The sequence below is a fragment of the Streptomyces sp. NPDC048441 genome (assembly GCF_043200235.1).
Classification (GTDB): Bacteria; Actinomycetota; Actinomycetes; order Streptomycetales; family Streptomycetaceae; genus Streptomyces.
Genome location: NZ_JBICXM010000002.1, coordinates 200,934 through 216,646, shown reverse-complemented (window position 1 = coordinate 216,646; position 15,713 = coordinate 200,934). Strand labels below are relative to the sequence as shown.

General features: G+C 70.2%; 16 protein-coding genes. 8 read left to right on the top strand and 8 right to left on the bottom strand.

The window, feature by feature from the left end; all coding sequences use genetic code 11:
- Positions 1 to 45 precede the first annotated feature (45 nt).
- The 3 genes from ACGFSB_RS05290 to ACGFSB_RS05280 all read left to right on the top strand — a co-directional run bounded on the left by ACGFSB_RS05290 (position 46) and on the right by ACGFSB_RS05280 (position 2,528).
- Entirely contained in the window at positions 46 to 933 is an 888-nt protein-coding gene (locus tag ACGFSB_RS05290) for a 3-keto-5-aminohexanoate cleavage protein (protein WP_393394352.1), read from the top strand.
- Between the two features lie 114 nt (positions 934 to 1,047).
- Complete coding sequence (locus tag ACGFSB_RS05285; RefSeq protein WP_393394349.1) at positions 1,048 to 2,025, top strand: 3-hydroxyacyl-CoA dehydrogenase NAD-binding domain-containing protein; 978 nt, start codon at positions 1,048 to 1,050, stop codon at positions 2,023 to 2,025.
- A complete protein-coding gene (locus ACGFSB_RS05280) occupies positions 2,022 to 2,528 on the top strand; it encodes a thioesterase family protein (protein ID WP_393394346.1) in 507 nt (168 codons plus the stop codon). The genes ACGFSB_RS05285 and ACGFSB_RS05280 overlap by 4 nt, the downstream gene beginning before the upstream one ends.
- An 18-nt stretch (positions 2,529 to 2,546) precedes the next feature.
- On the opposite strand, the gene ACGFSB_RS05275 is transcribed toward ACGFSB_RS05280, so the two are convergent.
- The 3 genes from ACGFSB_RS05275 to ACGFSB_RS05265 form a co-directional block, all read right to left on the bottom strand.
- Positions 2,547 to 3,116: a DinB family protein gene (locus ACGFSB_RS05275; RefSeq protein ID WP_393394343.1), complete on the bottom strand. Its 570-nt coding sequence runs from the start codon at positions 3,114 to 3,116 to the stop codon at positions 2,547 to 2,549.
- 61 nt (positions 3,117 to 3,177) lie between these two features.
- Positions 3,178 to 4,494 (bottom strand): MFS transporter, encoded by a 1,317-nt coding sequence (locus tag ACGFSB_RS05270; protein WP_393394341.1) that lies wholly within the window; start codon positions 4,492 to 4,494, stop codon positions 3,178 to 3,180.
- A 59-nt stretch (positions 4,495 to 4,553) separates the two neighbouring features.
- On the bottom strand, positions 4,554 to 5,429 hold the full coding sequence (locus tag ACGFSB_RS05265) for a hypothetical protein (RefSeq protein WP_393394338.1): 876 nt from the start codon (positions 5,427 to 5,429) through the stop codon (positions 4,554 to 4,556).
- Between the two features lie 127 nt (positions 5,430 to 5,556).
- Here ACGFSB_RS05265 and ACGFSB_RS05260 point away from each other — a divergent pair, with 127 nt between their 5' ends.
- Positions 5,557 to 6,912, top strand: coding sequence for a 6-phospho-beta-glucosidase (locus tag ACGFSB_RS05260; protein ID WP_393394336.1), 1,356 nt, complete (start codon positions 5,557 to 5,559; stop codon positions 6,910 to 6,912).
- 77 nt (positions 6,913 to 6,989) lie between these two features.
- On the opposite strand, the gene ACGFSB_RS05255 is transcribed toward ACGFSB_RS05260, so the two are convergent.
- Entirely contained in the window at positions 6,990 to 7,427 is a 438-nt protein-coding gene (locus tag ACGFSB_RS05255) for a VOC family protein (RefSeq protein WP_393394333.1), read from the bottom strand.
- Positions 7,428 to 7,508: 81 nt separating this feature from the next.
- On the opposite strand from ACGFSB_RS05255, the gene ACGFSB_RS05250 reads away from it, so the two are divergent.
- Positions 7,509 to 7,898, top strand: a complete 390-nt coding sequence (locus ACGFSB_RS05250; protein WP_393394331.1) for a (2Fe-2S) ferredoxin domain-containing protein — start codon at positions 7,509 to 7,511, stop codon at positions 7,896 to 7,898.
- Between the two features lie 13 nt (positions 7,899 to 7,911).
- Here ACGFSB_RS05250 and ACGFSB_RS05245 read toward each other — a convergent pair whose 3' ends face one another.
- The 3 genes from ACGFSB_RS05245 to ACGFSB_RS05235 form a co-directional block, all read right to left on the bottom strand.
- A complete protein-coding gene (locus ACGFSB_RS05245; protein WP_393394328.1) occupies positions 7,912 to 8,430 on the bottom strand; it encodes an FBP domain-containing protein in 519 nt (172 codons plus the stop codon).
- Between the two features lie 13 nt (positions 8,431 to 8,443).
- Positions 8,444 to 9,214 (bottom strand): GNAT family N-acetyltransferase, encoded by a 771-nt coding sequence (locus tag ACGFSB_RS05240; protein WP_393395757.1) that lies wholly within the window; start codon positions 9,212 to 9,214, stop codon positions 8,444 to 8,446.
- Between the two features lie 95 nt (positions 9,215 to 9,309).
- Positions 9,310 to 10,236 carry an NADP-dependent oxidoreductase gene (locus ACGFSB_RS05235; protein WP_393394325.1) on the bottom strand — a complete coding sequence of 309 codons (927 nt, stop codon included), beginning with the start codon at positions 10,234 to 10,236 and terminating at the stop codon, positions 9,310 to 9,312.
- 332 nt (positions 10,237 to 10,568) lie between these two features.
- On the opposite strand from ACGFSB_RS05235, the gene ACGFSB_RS05230 reads away from it, so the two are divergent.
- Positions 10,569 to 13,151 (top strand): beta-glucosidase, encoded by a 2,583-nt coding sequence (locus ACGFSB_RS05230; RefSeq protein WP_393394322.1) that lies wholly within the window; start codon positions 10,569 to 10,571, stop codon positions 13,149 to 13,151.
- A gap of 28 nt (positions 13,152 to 13,179) precedes the next feature.
- Here ACGFSB_RS05230 and ACGFSB_RS05225 read toward each other — a convergent pair whose 3' ends face one another.
- Complete coding sequence (locus tag ACGFSB_RS05225) at positions 13,180 to 13,668, bottom strand: MarR family winged helix-turn-helix transcriptional regulator (RefSeq protein WP_393394320.1); 489 nt, start codon at positions 13,666 to 13,668, stop codon at positions 13,180 to 13,182.
- Between the two features lie 161 nt (positions 13,669 to 13,829).
- On the opposite strand from ACGFSB_RS05225, the gene ACGFSB_RS05220 reads away from it, so the two are divergent.
- Both ACGFSB_RS05220 and ACGFSB_RS05215 read left to right on the top strand, forming a co-directional pair.
- Complete coding sequence (locus ACGFSB_RS05220) at positions 13,830 to 14,786, top strand: SDR family NAD(P)-dependent oxidoreductase (protein ID WP_393395754.1); 957 nt, start codon at positions 13,830 to 13,832, stop codon at positions 14,784 to 14,786.
- A gap of 11 nt (positions 14,787 to 14,797) precedes the next feature.
- Positions 14,798 to 15,679 (top strand): amidohydrolase family protein, encoded by an 882-nt coding sequence (locus ACGFSB_RS05215; RefSeq protein ID WP_393395751.1) that lies wholly within the window; start codon positions 14,798 to 14,800, stop codon positions 15,677 to 15,679.
- The last annotated feature ends 34 nt before the right edge of the window (positions 15,680 to 15,713 follow it).

Sequence of the window (15,713 nt, the reverse complement as noted above, 5' to 3'; positions counted from 1 at the left end):
GCTCAATATTCCCCTCAACACCCCATCCCCCAGGGAGAGTTCGCCATGCCCGTGAATCAAGACGTCATCATCACCGCAGCCCTCACCGGCGCGGGCGACACCGTACGCAAGAGCCCGCACGTCCCCGTCACCCCCGCGCAGATAGCCACCTCCGCCGTGGAGGCCGCGGAGGCCGGTGCCGCCGTCGTGCACATCCACGTACGCGACCCCGAGACCGGCGACCCCTCGCGCGACCCGCGCCTCTACCGCGAGGTCGTCGAGCGCATCAAGGAGACCGGCACCGACGTCATCATCAACCTCACCGCGGGCATGGGCGGCGACCTGGTCATCGACCCGGACGAGCCGCTCAAGCACCTCCCAGGAACGGACCTCGTCAGCGGACTCGACCGCCTTCCGCACGTCGAGGACCTGCTCCCCGACATCTGCACGCTCGACTGCGGTTCCTTGAACTTCGGCGACGGCAGCAACCTTTACGTCTCCACCCCCGACATGCTCCGCCAGGGTGCCAAGCGCATCCAAGAGCTCGGCGTGCGGCCCGAGTTGGAGATTTTCGACACCGGTCAGCTCTGGTTCGCCAAGCAGCTCCTCGCGGAGGGCCTGCTCGACAACCCCACCGTCTTCCAGCTCTGCATGGGCATCCCGTGGGGCGCCCCCGCCGACCCGGGCGTCCTCCAGGCCATGGTCAACATGCTCCCCGAGGGCGCCCAGTGGGCCAGCTTCGCGCTCGGCCGGATGCAGATGCCGTGGGCTGCCCAGTCCATCCTGCTCGGCGGTCAGGTCCGCGTCGGCCTCGAGGACAACCTCTACCTCGGCAAGGGCAACAAGGTCACCAACGCCCAGCTCGTCGAGCGCGCCGTGCAGATCACCGAGAACCTCGGCTCGCGGGTGGCCACGCCGGACGAGGCCCGCCAGAAGCTCGGCCTCAAGCGGTAGCACTTCGCTGGATCGTGCGGTGCTTCGTCCGCGGGCCGGACGTGGTTGGTCGCGCAGTTCCCCGCGCCCCTTCGGGGCGCCAACCCTCGCCGTAATGAAAGGAACCCCACCATCATGACCACGACCGCCCCTGAGGAAGTACGTCGCGTCGCCTGCATAGGCGCGGGTGTCATCGGCGGAGGCTGGGTCGCTCACTTCCTGGCCCGCGGCTACGACGTCACCGCCTGGGATCCCGCCCCCGACGCCGAGCAGAAGCTCCGCCGCCTGGTCGATGCCGCCTGGCCCGCGCTGACGCAGCTCGGCCTCGCCGAAGGCGCTTCGCCGGATCGCCTCACCGTCACCGCCACCCTCGAAGAGGCCGTCGCCGACGCCCAGTTCGTACAGGAGAGCGCACCGGAGAAGCTGGAGCTCAAGCGCGATCTGCTGGCCCGCCTCGACGCCGCCGCGCCCGCCGGGGTCGTCATAGCCTCCTCCACCTCCGGCTACCCGATGACCGACATGCAGACCGAGTCCACCGACCCGGGGCGCCTCGTCGTCGGACACCCGTTCAACCCGCCCTACCTCATCCCGCTCGTCGAGGTCGTCGGCGGCGTCAGGACGACGCCCCACTCGGTCACTTGGGCCTCCCGCTTCTACGAGGTCGCGGGCAAGTCCGTGATCACGATGAAGGACGAGGTCCCCGGCTTCATCGCCAACCGGCTCCAGGAAGCCCTCTGGCGCGAGGCCCTGCACATGGTCGCCAACGGCGAGGCCACGGTGAAGGAGATCGACGACTCGATCACCGAAGGCCCCGGTCTGCGCTGGGCGTTCATGGGCCCCATGCTCACCTTCGCGCTCGCGGGCGGCGAGGGCGGCATGGCCCACATGCTCGACCACTTCGGCCCGTCCCTGAAGTCGCCGTGGACGCGCCTCGACGCGCCCGAGCTCGACAAGGAGTTGTACGACGCCGTGGTCGCCGGATGCGACGACGCGGCGGACGGCCGGACCATCGCCGACCTGGTCGCCGAGCGTGACCAGGGAGTCATCGACGTACTGCGGGCGACGGGCCGCCTGCCCCAGCAGCGTGCACAGGAGCAGGAGATCACCAAGTGAGCGAGCCCCTGCCTCTCGAGCCCCTGCCTCTCCTGCGCCGCACCGTCCGACCCGAGTGGATCGACTACAACGGCCACATGAGCGAGGCCTTCTACGTCCTCGTCTTCGGGTACGCCACCGACGCCATGATGATCGAGACCGGCCTGCACGCGGGATACCGCGAGTCCACCGGCTGCTCCCTCTACACGGTCGAGGCGCACATCCGCTATCTCAACGATGTCGCGGAGGGCGCCCAACTCGCCGTCCGCACCCGCATCCTGGGCGCGGACGCCAAGAAGGCGCGCTTCACCCACGAGCTGTACGTGGTCGAGGAGGCCGAAGCGGAGATTGCCCCGGCTGCCACCCCCGTGGCGACCACCGAACTTCTCGCCATCCACGTCGACCAGAACGCGGGCCGCGCGACCCCCTTCCCGGACACGATCCGCGAACACCTGACGGCCCTCGCGGAACCGGCGCCGGAGTGGGCGGGCCGCTCGATCGGCGCCGTGCCCCGTCAGCCGTAGCCACCACGTGGGCTTCCGCTACTGACCCACCCTGCCGTCGACGCACTCGCGCAACAGATCGGCGTGTCCGCAGTGGCGCGCGTACTCGTCGATCCTGTGCACCATCAGCTCCCGTACGGCGATCCCGTCCTTCCCCAGGCGCTCGCCCAGATCCGGATGCTCGGCGAGCGCGGCGTCGAGCTCGGCCTGCTCGCGGGCCAGATCGGCGTACGCGGCGTCGACCACGGCCTGTTCGGCGACAGCTCCGTGGAAGTCCGCGTCCCTCTTGCCGTACAGCTTCGGCAGTGGATCATCGTCGCTGATCCAGTTGCGCCAGTCCCGTTCCACCTCGGCGAGGTGCCGAACCAGGCCGAGGAGGGACATCGTCGACGGCGGAACAGAGCGACGGGCCAGCTGCTCGGGGTCGAGCCCCTCGCACTTCATCCGCAGGGTCAGGCGGTAGTCCGCCAGGAAGTCCCGCAAGGTCGCGAGCTCGCCGTCCGGACTGACTCCTTCGCTGTTGCGGGGGTCGTCGTCCGGGTCGGCCCACATGTCGGGGTAGACGGTTGCCCGGCTCCATCGCGCGAGTTGATCACTCATGCGGTCCATGGTTGTCCGCGAGGGCCGGACCCGCCACTGCTTTTTTCCGCGTCTGTGGCATTCCAGTTCCTCAGCGTTCCAGTTCCTTGTGCGCGGTCTCCGGAAGCTTGAGATACACCGCCGACGAAGCGAGGCAGAGCACGGCCACGTACCAAGGGAAGAGGCCCGGGTTGCCGATCTCCTTGAACAGGGTGCCCATGTACGGGGCCGTGCCGCCGAACAGCGCGACGGTGAGGGAGTACGGGAAGCCGATGCCCGCGGCGCGCACGCGGGCCGGGAACACTTCGGCGTTCACGGCCGCCGAGATCGACGTGAAGCCGGTGAGCAGCACCATGCCCGAGCACTGGACCATGAGCAGCGAACCGAACGAGCCGTCCAGGGAGCGAAGGAGCGGCACGCTCAGGACCGCGAAGCCGAGGCCGAAGAAGAGCAGCAGTGGCCTGCGGCCGAAGCGGTCCGAGAGCAGTCCGCCGACCGGCTGGAGCAGCGCGAAGAACGCCAGGGAGAGGGTGCCCGAAAGCAGGGCCTGGCTCTTGCTGATGTCCGTGTTCAGCTCGGCGTAGGTCGGGAGGTACGACGTCCATGTGTAGTAGGCGATGGTGCCGCCCGCCGTGATGCCGCAGATCAGCAGGGACTGGCGCGGGTGCTTGCGCAGGGCGTCGAACAGGCCGGGGCGCTCGGTGGCTTCCTGGGGTGCCTCGTGGGTCTCGTACGAACCCTGCCTGATCCAGAAGCCGACGAGGCTGAGCACCGCGCCTATGACGAACGGCAGCCGCCAGCCCCAGCCGTCCATCTGCCCGTCGGAGAGCGTGCTGACGAGCAGGGCCGCGATGCCCGACGCGGCGAGCTGGCCCGCGCTCGTCGAGACGTACTGGAAGCTGGAGAAGAGGCCGCGTCGTCCCGGCCCCGCCGACTCGACGAGGAAGGTCGTCGACGCCGCGAACTCGCCTCCCACGGACAGGCCTTGGAGCAGCCGGGCCAGGACGAGGACCACCGGTGCGAGCACACCCACGGACGCGTACGTCGGGGTCATACCGACCAGCAGGCTGCTCGCGCCCATCAGCAGGATCGTGACGGTCAGCGCGGCACGCCTGCCGCGCCGGTCGGCGACCGCGCCCATGAGCAGGCCGCCGACCGGACGCATGAAGAAGCCGACCGCGAAGACGGCGAACGTGGAGAGCAGCGGTACGAGGGAGTTGCCGGAGCTCTTGGGGAAGACCTGGTCGGCGATGTAGGTCGCGAGGAACGTGTACGCGTACCAGTCGTACCACTCCACGGCGTTGCCCACCGACGCGGCGAGCAGCTGCCGCACGGGGCGGCGGGGCTGAGCGGGGAGCGCGTCGGGTCCGGCCTTCTGCTGATGTTGCTGTGTCATGACCGCGACCATCCCCCGCCCGGCCCCCGCGCACACGTCCGCCGTGGGAAGGGAGTGTGCAGGTCGGCTGCTCAGCCCGTCGTCGGCTTGTACGCGTAGACCGATGTGGTCACCAGGCACGGCGACGGCGGGACGACCTCGGCGCGCAGGGTGCGGCGCTGGGTGTCGTAGTCGATGCCCTCCGTCTCGAACGTGCCGGAGCAGATGCTCCGTTGCGGGGCGGCGAACAGGCTGCTGACCTTGCCCGTGACGGGCTTCCCGTCGAGCGCGTGGTCCAGGTCGACCTGGAGGACAGGGCGGTCCTCGGGCCACAGCTCCTTCGACGCGTCGTTGGACGCGCACACCAGGCGGACGTCGGAGACGAAGTCGCAGCCCTGGATGTCACGCACCGGCTTGTCGAGCGTGATCTGCCCTGCCTGGGGGAGCGTGCCGCCGGTGGGCGGGGTCGAGGAGTTGAGGAGCGGGGCGGGGAAGACCTGGAGGCGGCTCTGGTCGCCCCATTCGCCCGACACGAGCCACTGGTTGTCGGGTGATACGGCCGCGAAGGAGTTGTTGAGCTTCTCGCCGGAGTCGAGCGGGTGCTCGTAGAGGTAGCGCTGCCCGCCGGGTGTCGTGACGGCGAACATCTTCGACTTCGCGTCGTCGCCGCCCTGATAGGCGTCGACGGTGTGGCCGTCGGCTATGTCCGGGTCGCCGACGTGCGTCCAGCCCTTGGCCCGCAGGTCGAGCGGGACCGAGCCGAGCCCTCGGTAGAGGAGGCTGCCGTCGGCGCGGCTGGCGAGGCCCTGACTGCCGGTGAGCGAATTGACGTACGAGGTGCCGGACTCCTGCCAGCCGCCGGGGGATCTCGGGGCGGTGTCCGCGGAGGCGCCGGCGCCGGTCGCCATCGTCAGCGTGACGGCGCCGAGCAGGGCGACGGACGTGGTGGATGCCTTCAAACGAGTCATCGGTGCGCTACCTCCGTGGGGGGTCGATCGCTGCCGGGCAATCGTACGTAACGTGACCTCTGTCGGCGGGTGGGTTCTGACAGGTCGACAGGTGCGTGAGAGAAGTCCGACAGAAGGTGGTTGAGACGTGAAGCTGGTCATTCTCGGTGGCGGCGGATTCCGCGTTCCGCTCGTGTACGGGGCGCTGCTCGGCGACCATGCCGAAGGCCGCGTCACCGAGGTCGTGCTGCACGACCTGGACGCGGGGCGGCTCGACGCGGTCGTCCGCGTCCTGGCCGAGCAGGCCGCCGGGGTGCCGGATGCCCCCGCTGTCACGGCCACCACTGATCTCGACGAGGCGTTGCGGGGGGCGGACTTCGTGTTCTCCGCGATCCGGGTGGGCGGTCTCGAAGGGCGCGCGGCCGACGAGCGGGTCGCTCTCGCCGAGGATGTGCTGGGGCAGGAGACGGTGGGTGCGGGCGGTATCGCGTACGGTCTGCGCACCGTGCCCGTCGCCGTGGACATCGCGCGGCGCGTGCGGCGGCTTGCCCCCGACGCCTGGGTCATCAACTTCACCAACCCCGCCGGTCTTGTCACCGAAGCCATGTCCCGGCACATCGGCGACCGCGTCATCGGCATCTGCGACTCACCGGTGGGCCTGGGGCGCCGGGTCGCGCGGATGCTGGGCGGCGACCCGGACGAGGCGTTCATCGACTACGTCGGGCTCAACCACCTGGGCTGGCTGCGGGGTCTGCGGATCGCGGGGCGCGACGAACTGCCGCGGCTGCTCGGCGACTCCGAGCTGCTCGGCTCGTTCGAGGAGGGCAGGCTGTTCGGTGCGGAATGGCTGCGGTCGCTTGGTGCCATTCCGAACGAGTACTTGCACTACTACTACTTCAACCGTGAGGCGGTCCGTGCCTATCAGGCCGCCGAGCAGACGCGTGGCGCGTTCCTGCGTGATCAACAGGCGCGTTTCTACGATGAGTTGGGGCGAGGGCCGAGGGCAGAGGCTTCGGCCCTGAAGGCCTGGGACGCTACGCGTGCCGAGCGCGAGGCGACCTACATGGCGGAGAACCGGGAAGCCGCCGGGGTCGGGGAGCGGGCGGCCGAGGATCTTGAGTCAGGTGGGTACGAGAAGGTCGCCCTGGCCCTGATGCGGGCCATCGCACGTGATGAGCGGACGACGCTGATCCTCAACGTCCGCAATCGCACCACGCTTTCGGCGCTCGACGCCGACGCGGTGATCGAGGTGCCGTGCTCCGTCGACGCCAATGGTGCGCATCCCATGGTGGTCGATCCGCTGCCGGGGCACGCGACGGGCCTCGTGTGCTCGGTGAAGGCTGTGGAACGCGAGGTGCTGTCCGCCGCGGAGAGCGGTTCGCGCTCCACCGCCGTGAAGGCGTTCGCGCTGCATCCACTGGTGGATTCCGTGGCGGTGGCGCGGCGGCTGGTGGACGGATACCGGGAGGTGCATCCGGGACTCCGGTACCTGAACCGGGCATAGGGGGATGCCTCTGGCGTGGGTGATGGACCGGGCCCGCACCCACCCGGGCTCCCCTCTCAGAGCACGCAGAACTCATTTCAGACCACGCAGAACTCATTGCCCTCGGGATCCGCCATCTCCATATGATCCGGCTTGCCCTGGAACTCATGCTGCCGAGTCACCGTCGCCCCGGCCGCGGTCAGCCGCTCGACGGCTGCCAGCACGCGCGGCCACCGGACGGTCCAGGGCGTCTCGCGGCCGCCGCCCACCTGTACGTCCAGGTGCAGCCGGTTCTTGGCCGTCTTCGGCTCGGGGACCTTCAGGAAGGAGAGGGAGGGGCCCGATCCTTCCGGGTCCGACAGATAGGAGCCGTCGTCCCATTCGCTCTCCGGCACGCCATGGTGCGCGAACCACTCCTGCCAACTGGCGAACCCGGTCGGTGGCGGCTTGTGTGCATAACCCAGTGCCAGGGCCCAGAACTTGGCCAGCTCGCCCGGCCTCGCGCAGTCGATGGTCACGGTCCACTTGGTCGACATCGGTGCTCTCCCTCAGCCTGGCGAATGCGATGGACCGAGCGTGCCATCGAGCACTGACAACGGGGCTGAGATGATCACGGGATGAGTCCCGTCTTCTCCATCGGATCCGCCGCTTCCCGCCCCTGCACGCTCGTCGTGTGCCGGGGCTGCTGCTGCGGTGACGCGCGCAAGCATCCCGGCATCGACCACGCCTGGCAGCTGGCACGGCTGCGGGCTGCCGCCGTGGAGTCGGCGGGGCGGTTCGCGGTGCGTACGAGTGAGTGTCTCGGGCCCTGCGGACAGGCGAACATCATCGTCGTGCAGCCCTCGCGCGCAGGGCGTATGAGAGGCGGCCGGGCCGTCTGGGTCGGCTTCGCCATGGACGACGAGTCGATCGAGGAGATACTCGCCTGGGCCGAGGCCGGCGGCCCGGGGATCGCCGCTCCGTCGGACGCGCTCACGCTCCAAGTGGTCGACCCCCGGAAGGTCTGAGGGGCAGGCAGGGTCAGGCCTTCGCCGTGGCCGAGCCCTCGAGCACCTTGTCGAGGAAGCCCCGCAGATTGGCCACCGTCCGTGCGTTCTGCTCCTCGAGCGTGAGGCTCTCCTCGAAGCGGCGGGCCAGCGCTGTGATCTTCTTGCCCCGTACGTAGAGGGAGCAGGCGAGGTCCGCGCAGATGTAGATGCCGACCGAGTTGCCCTGCCGGCCCGCGGGTCCTGACAGGGGCGCCACGAGCAGCGTGATGCCCGAGCCGGACTGCGGCGTCACGCACACCGAGCAGATGCTGGACTTGAACAGGCTCTTGCGCGCGCCGGTCGACGCACGCAGGGCGATGCCCACGTGCGCGCCGTCCCGCTCCGCCACGATGTAGCCGCGGTCCGGGGCCTTGGGGTCACGCCACCCGAGAAAGTCCAGGTCGGACCAGGGAGTCTCCGGGAAGCCCGCAGGAAGAGTGAGCCTGCGGGCTTCGCCCTTGGAGCAGTTGACGAAGGACGCGCGGAGCTCTTTCTCGCCGATGGGTTCCATGATCCGGAAGTTATCAAGGCGAGGCGTCGGCCGTCCTCTCCTTTTCCGGTACCCGCGCGGATTCCGGTACCCGCGCGGACAGGAACCTCGTCCTCCGCCGCAGCCGGAAGCCGAGAGACTCGTACAGCCGGATGGCTTCGGTGTTCCGTGCCGACGTGTGCAGGAACGGCGTCTCGCCGCGAGAGCGGATCCCGTCGGCCACCGCGAGGACAAGGCGCGACGCGAGGCCCTCGCCCCGGTGGCCGGGATCGGTGCAGACCGCGCTGATCTCCGTCCACCCCGGCGGATGCAACCGCTCACCGGCCATGGCCACGAGCGCGCCCCCGCGACGTATGCCGAGATACGTGCCGAGTTCGACGGTGCGCGGCAGGAAGGGACCGGGCTGAGTGCGTTCGACCAGATCGAGCATCTCCGGCACGTCGGCGGACCCGAGCCGTACCGCCTCCGGATCAGGCGCGGCGGCGATCCCGTCGTCCACCAACTGCACCCCCTCCATGTCGAACGTCACCTCCCACCCTTCCGGCACGGGAACCCGCACACCGGGCAGCGGCACCTCGGCGCCCGCCCCGGCCAGGGCGGCGAGATCGGCCCAGTCGTCGGGGGAGGGGGCATCGGGCAGACCCAGCCACGGCGACACGTCCAGCTGGTAGCGCACCACGCGCCCCTGCCGTTCGGCGAAGTGGGCGTGGGGTCCGTTCAAGGCGGCGTACGCGGGGTTGTCCAAGGGGTGCGCACCCGGCGGGGCCTGCTGGGCCTGCGGGGGCTCCGGGGCCTGCGGAGGCACCGCACCGCTCGGGGCCGTGAGGTCGGCCTCCGTACTCACGCGCCCACCGGTCACGCGCCCACCGGTCACGCGCCCACCGCTCACGCGCCCACCGCTCACGCGCCCACCTCGATCACGACCTTGCCGCGAGTGTGACCGCCCTCCACCGCACGTAGCGCCTCTCCCGCTCGCTCCAGGGGGTACGTCGCGCTCACCTCGGGGCGCAGCACATCGTCGACGGCGAGCCGCGCCACCGCGTCGAGGACCTCGCTCGTCCGGGCCCGCTCGACCGCCGCGCCGCCCAGTTCGACGACGGTCTCCTTGGCCGCGGCCGTGATCAGCTTCCCCTGGCGGTCGGGGAGAAGTGCCGCGACGGCCACGAGGTCCTCGCCGCCCACCAGGTCGAAGACCGCGTCGACGCGACCGCCCGGCGCCGCCGCCCGCACCCGGTCGGCCAGGTCGGGCCCCGGCGGCACATGCACCACGCCGAGGGACTCGACGAAGTCCTTCTTGCCCGCGCTCGCCGTACCGACGACACGCAGCCCCAGGTGCCGCGCCAACTGTGCCGCGGCCACACCCACACCCCCGCCGACCCCGGTGATCAGCAGCGTCGCCCCGGCGGGCAGATCCAGCTGACGCACCCCGTCGTACGCGGTCGCCACCGCGACCGGCAGCGCCGCGGCCTCCGCGAAGGTCAGGCCCGCGGGCTTGTGCGCGGTGATGGAGGCGGGCAGGAGGGTGTACTCGGCATACCCGCCGGTGGACGGGTTGCCGAACACCTCGTCGCCGACGGCGAAGCCCTCGACGCCCGCGCCGATCCGCTCGACCACACCGGCGACCTCGCTCCCGAGTACCTCCGGGAACTCGGCGGGCGGCGATCCCGGCCGCCGCTTGCCCGCCCGCAGCTTCCAGTCCACGGGATTGACTCCGGCCGCCCGCACCGCGACCAGGAGCTGACCAGGGTCAGGCTCCGGCGGGTCCTGGTCGATGAAGGCTTCCACTTCAGGACCGCCGTACTGGGTGAACGCGTACGCCTTGGACATGTGCTCCCTCACTTCGTGCTGTGACGGTGGGTGTCACTGATGGGTGTCACTGATGGCTGTCACCTTGGACGACCGTCATGATCGCCGCTCTATTCCCCGTGCGACGCGGCGTTCACGAGGTCGCAATGACGGGCGCGACAGAGCCGCCCCATGCGCCGCAGCAAAACTGAACACCCCGCAAAGTTTTGCTGACGCGAGCCTTGACCTTCACTGTTCAACCAATCAAGACTCAGGCCCCGTAAAGCCGCACTGGCGCGGATGACGCATTCAGCTCTTGGCGTCGCCGGACCAGTTCCTCCTGCCCAGAGCCGTGTTCCGGAGGCCATTTCGCCATGCCTGCCACCACCCGTCGTGAACTTCTGAAGCAATTGGGCGGCACTGCGGCCGCCTTCGCCTTCGTGGCCGCCGCAGGCCCGATCGCGGCGGCCACGCCCGCCACGGCGGTGGCCGAAGGCGCCGGCTCCCCGGGCGCGGCCGCCGCCACGCGCCGCGTCCGGGGGCTCATCGCCCGTCTCACCCTCGACGAGAAGATCAGCCTCGTGCACGGCGCGACCGACCCGCGGAGACTCGGCCAGGCGGGATATCTGCCAGGAATCGAGCGCCTCGGCATACCGGAGCTGCGCCTGTCCGACGGCCCGGCGGGCGTGAACGTCGCCAAGTCCGCCACCGGCCTGCCGCCGGTCTCCACGCTCGGAGCCACCTTCAGCCCGCGCCTCGCCCGCGAGTACGGCGCGGTGATGGGGCGCGAGGGCCGCGCGCTCGGCATGGACGTGCTGCTCGCCCCGCAGATCGAACTCTCCCGCGCCCCGCTGTTCAGCCGTAACAAGGACCAGTCCGGCGAGGACCCCTACCTCAACGGCCTGATCGGTGCCGCGCAGGTCGAGGGCGTCCAGGCGCAGGGGATGCTCGCCCAGGCCAAGCACTTCATCGCCAACAACCAGCGCCTGCACGAGTTCGACCGTGAGAAGCCGGAGAATTCGTACGACTTCGTCGTCGACGACCGGACGCTCCACGAGCTGTACCTGCCCGCCTTCGAGGCGGTCGTCCGCGCCGGTGTCTCCTCCGTCATGTCGGCGTACAACCACCTCAACGGCGAGTGGAACAGCGAGAACCACACCGTCCTCACCGACATCCTGCGTGGCGAACTCGGCTTCAAGGGTTTCGTCACCTCCGACTGGGGCGCCACCCACTCCACCGGTGCGATCGAGGACGGCCTCGACATGCAGATGTGGGACGGGTCGTACTTCGGTGAGCCCCTGAAGAAGGCCATCAAGGACGGCTCCATCCCCCAGGCCGCCCTGGACACGGCGGCAGCCCGCATCCTCGGCCAGTACGACGCCTTCGGCATGTTGGACGGCAGCCGGGTGCCCGCGCCCAAGTCCGTGGACATCGAGGCGGGCGCCCGCTTGGCTCGCCAAGTCGCCGCGCAGGGCGCCGTGTTGCTCACCAACGACGGCGGCCTTCCGCTGTCCCGCGCCGCCCTGCACAGCCTCGCGCTCATCGGCCCGACCGCGGGCCAGGTCGCCGTCTCGGTCTCGGGCGAGCGCGCGTACGGCTTCGAGGACCGCATGGTCAGCCCGCTCGACGCACTGCGAAGGATCACCAGGCGGAAGATCTCGTACGAGGTGGGGGTCGACCTCACGGGCGGGGCCGTGCCCGCGTCGGCGTTCCCCAAGGGCCTTGCACGCAAGGGCGGCGGCACGGACACGACCGTCGACTTCACGGGTGACGAGGCCCTGCCCGTGGGCACGGCCGCCGAGTGGAGCGGCGCCTTCGTGCCACCCGTCAGCGGCGAGTACGCGCTGAAGATCCAGGGCTGGGGCGCGGCGGTCTCGGTGAGCCTGGACGGCAAGGAGATCGCGGCCGCGGGGGCGGCGCGCGACAGCTTCACCCGGAAGTGGTCCTCGATCGTCCCGACCACGGACGGCCTGGACAACGGCCAGGCGGCGCCCACCGAGTTGACGGGCGGCCGTGCCTACAGCATCACGATCAAAGCTACCGGCTGGGACAAGAGCATCGCCGAACGCGGCCCGGTCCAGGTCCGGTTCGCCTGGGTGACGCCCCATCAGCGCACGGCCGCCATCGAGGCCGCGGTGCGCCTTGCCGAGCGCGTCGACACCCCGGTCGTCTTCGCCTTCAACGGTGAGGGCGGTGCGCTCGGCGGCAGCGGCGACCTCACCACGCTCGCGCTCCCGGCCCATCAGGACGAGCTGATCGGCGCGGTCGCGAAGGCCAACCCCCGTACGGTCGTCGTCCTCAACACCGGCTGTCCGGTGACGATGCCGTGGCTGGCGAAGGTCGGCACGGTCCTGCACGCGGGCTACGTGGGCCAGGAGGGCGGCTGGTCCACGGCGGACCTCCTTGTCGGCCACGCGAACCCCGGTGGCAAGGCGACGATGACCTGGCCGAAGCGGGAAGCCGACCACCCGACCCTGGATCCCGCGCACCCCGAGCGCTACTACGGCGTCGACGGAGTGGTGACGTACAGCGAGGGCATCTTCACCGGCTACCGCGGCTTCGACAAGGCAGGCACCGAGCCCCTCTTCCCCTTCGGACACGGCCTCTCCTACACGGAGTTCGGCTACCGCGACCTGTCCGTGCGCCGGGCGGGCGCGGGCTACGAGGTGTCGTTCACGGTGACCAACAGGGGGCGGCGCGCGGGCGCGGAGGTGCCCCAGGTGTATGTGGGTGCGCCGCGCGGCACGGAAGTGGAGATGGCGGTCAAGACGCTCGCGGGCTTCGAGCGGGTCGAACTGCGGGCGGGGGAGTCGCGCCGGGTCTCGGTGCACGTCGCCGAACGCCAACTGTCGTACTGGAACACGGACGGCGCCCGGTGGGTGCGTCCCGAGGGGCGCCGCGTGGTGTACGTCGGGGCGTCGTCGCGCGACATCCGGCTGACCGGAATCGCCCGCTAGGGCGTTTCTGAGGGGTCGGGGATCTCCCCTAGTCCTGAGGGCGGGCCACGCGCAGCAGCAGCGCGTGCAGCGTCTCGCGCTCATCGCGTGACAGCGGCTCGGTGAGGTCGTCGGTCACCCGGCGGCTCATCGCGTCGCTGTCGCGCAGGTATGTCCGGCCCTCTTCGGTGAGCACGACGACGCGGCTGCGCCGGTCGCCGGGGGACGGGCGGCGCTCGACGAGGCCGAGACCCTGGAGGTCGTCGACCAGGCCGACGATGGCGCTCGGGTCATAGCCGAGCGCGGTGCTCAACTCCCTTTGCAGAGCGCCGTCGACGGTGGCCAGATAGCGCAGCAGGGCGTAGTGGCGCAGGCGGAGCCCCGACTCCTGGAGTGCGGAGTTGAACAGCTGTCCGGAGCGCAGGCCGAGCCGGTAGAGCAGATATCCGGTGTCGGCGTGCAGCTCGCGCATCCATGGCTCGTCCGCGTCGACGGGCCGGGTGGACGGGGTGCTGTCGGGGGTCCTGGAAGCGGTCATGGGTCCAGCATGCCGCATTCTCGATTACGACGCCAATCATTGACGACGACAATGATTTGTCTTAGCTTCCTTCTCGGGCCGGTCCCGGCCGCTGTGCCGCCGGGCCGTGCCGCCGGTGAACTCTCCGTTCACCGTGGCCTGTTGAAGGGAACCTCCTCGTGCTGGACTCCTCCATCCCTGATTCCTCCACCCCTGGCTCATCCGCCCTCGACCTCACCGGCAAGGTCGCCGTCGTCACCGGCTCCGGCCAGGGCCTCGGACTCGCCTATGCCACCGCACTCGCCGCGGCCGGTGCCGCCGTCGTCGTCAACGACATCGCCCCGGAAGCCGCCGAGCGGGCCGCCAAGTCCCTGCGGGACGCGGGCGCCCATGCCGTCGCCGAGCCCGTCGCCGTCGGCACGTCCGAGGCCGCCGACCGCCTGGTGGCCCGTGCCGTGGGCGAGTTCGGGCGGCTCGACGTGCTTGTCACCAACGCGGGCATCCTGCGCGACCGCGTGCTGTGGAAGATGACCGACGACGACTTCGACGCCGTCGTCACCACGCACCTCAGGGGTACGTTCACCTGTGCCCGCGCCGCGGCCGTCCGTATGCGGGAGCAGGGTGAGGGCGGCAGCCTGATCCTGGTGGGCTCGCCCGCGGGCCAGCGCGGCAACTTCGGGCAGAGCAACTACGCGGCAGCCAAGGCGGGCATCGCCGCGATGACCCGTACCTGGTCGATGGAGCTGGCGAAGGCGCGGATCACCGTCAACGCCGTCGTGCCGGTCGCCGCCACCGCCATGACCGAGACCATCCCCGCCTTCGCGCCCTACGTCGAGGCGCTGCGGGAACGCGGCGAGCCGCTGCCCGGCTTCCTGCGCAAGGGTGAGGGCTTCGGCACCCCTGAGGACTGTGCCGCCCTCGTCCCCTTCCTCGCATCGGACGCGGCCCGCGACGTCACGGGCCAGTGCATCGGCATCGGCGGCGACCGCCTCACGCTGTGGTCGCACCCGCAGGAGGTCAACACCGCGTACGCGGACGGAGGTTGGAGCCCGGAGGCCATCGCCGCCGCCTGGCACACCTCCGTCGGCAGCGACCCGCAGTCCGTCGGCATCCCCGCACCGAAGGTGCCGGCCGCGTGACGGCCGCCCGCCTGGACATCGGCGAACTCGTCGCCATCGACGTCCACACCCACGCCGAGGTTTCCGCCAAGGGCGCCGCATCCCTCTCCGCCGAACTCGACACCGCATCCGCCTCGTACTTCAAGGTCGATGGCAACCGAAAGCCCACCCTGCCCGAGATCGCCGCGTACTACCGCGAGCGACGGATGGCCGCCGTCGTCTTCACCGTCGACGCCGAGTCCGCCACCGGTACGGCGCCCGTCCCCAACGAGGAGATCGCCGAAGCCGCCGCCGAACACTCCGACGTGCTCATCCCGTTCGCCTCCATCGACCCGTTCCGTGGTCGTGCGGGCGTGCGGCAGGCGCGGCGCCTGGTCGAGGAGTACGGCGTGCGGGGCTTCAAGTTCCACCCGAGCATCCAGGGCTTCTTCCCCAACGACCGTGCGTTGGCCTATGAGTTGTACGAGGTGATCGAGGAGACCGGCACCATCGCCCTCTTCCACACCGGCCAGACCGGCATCGGTGCGGGCGTCCCCGGCGGCGGCGGGATCCGCCTGAAGTACTCGAACCCGATGTGCGTGGACGATGTCGCCGCCGACTTCCCAGATCTGAAGATCATCCTCGCGCACCCGTCCTTCCCCTGGCAGGACGAGGCCCTTGCCGTGGCCACGCACAAGCCCGGCGTGCACATCGATCTCTCCGGCTGGTCCCCCAAGTACTTCCCGCCGCAGCTCGTCCAGTACGCCAACACGCTTCTCAAGGACAAGGTCCTCTTCGGCTCCGACTATCCGGTCCTCACGCCGGACCGCTGGCTGGCCGACTTCGAGAAGCTCCAGATCAAGGACGAGGTCCGCCCCAAGATCCTCAAGGAGAACGCGGCCCGCCTGCTCGGCCTAGGCCTCGACCTCGGCTGAGCGGACCACGCCGACCACACCACCGAAAGGGGTC

Coding starts and splice junctions, on each gene's coding strand:
- ACGFSB_RS05290 (WP_393394352.1), top strand. CDS start 46: ATGCCCGTGAATCAAGACGTCATCATCACCGCAGCCCTCACCGGCGCG.
- ACGFSB_RS05285 (WP_393394349.1), top strand. CDS start 1,048: ATGACCACGACCGCCCCTGAGGAAGTACGTCGCGTCGCCTGCATAGGC.
- ACGFSB_RS05275 (WP_393394343.1), bottom strand. CDS start 3,116: ATGGACCGCATGAGTGATCAACTCGCGCGATGGAGCCGGGCAACCGTC.
- ACGFSB_RS05270 (WP_393394341.1), bottom strand. CDS start 4,494: ATGGTCGCGGTCATGACACAGCAACATCAGCAGAAGGCCGGACCCGAC.
- ACGFSB_RS05265 (WP_393394338.1), bottom strand. CDS start 5,429: ATGACTCGTTTGAAGGCATCCACCACGTCCGTCGCCCTGCTCGGCGCC.
- ACGFSB_RS05255 (WP_393394333.1), bottom strand. CDS start 7,427: ATGTCGACCAAGTGGACCGTGACCATCGACTGCGCGAGGCCGGGCGAG.
- ACGFSB_RS05250 (WP_393394331.1), top strand. CDS start 7,509: ATGAGTCCCGTCTTCTCCATCGGATCCGCCGCTTCCCGCCCCTGCACG.
- ACGFSB_RS05245 (WP_393394328.1), bottom strand. CDS start 8,430: ATGGAACCCATCGGCGAGAAAGAGCTCCGCGCGTCCTTCGTCAACTGC.
- ACGFSB_RS05235 (WP_393394325.1), bottom strand. CDS start 10,236: ATGTCCAAGGCGTACGCGTTCACCCAGTACGGCGGTCCTGAAGTGGAA.
- ACGFSB_RS05230 (WP_393394322.1), top strand. CDS start 10,569: ATGCCTGCCACCACCCGTCGTGAACTTCTGAAGCAATTGGGCGGCACT.
- ACGFSB_RS05225 (WP_393394320.1), bottom strand. CDS start 13,668: ATGACCGCTTCCAGGACCCCCGACAGCACCCCGTCCACCCGGCCCGTC.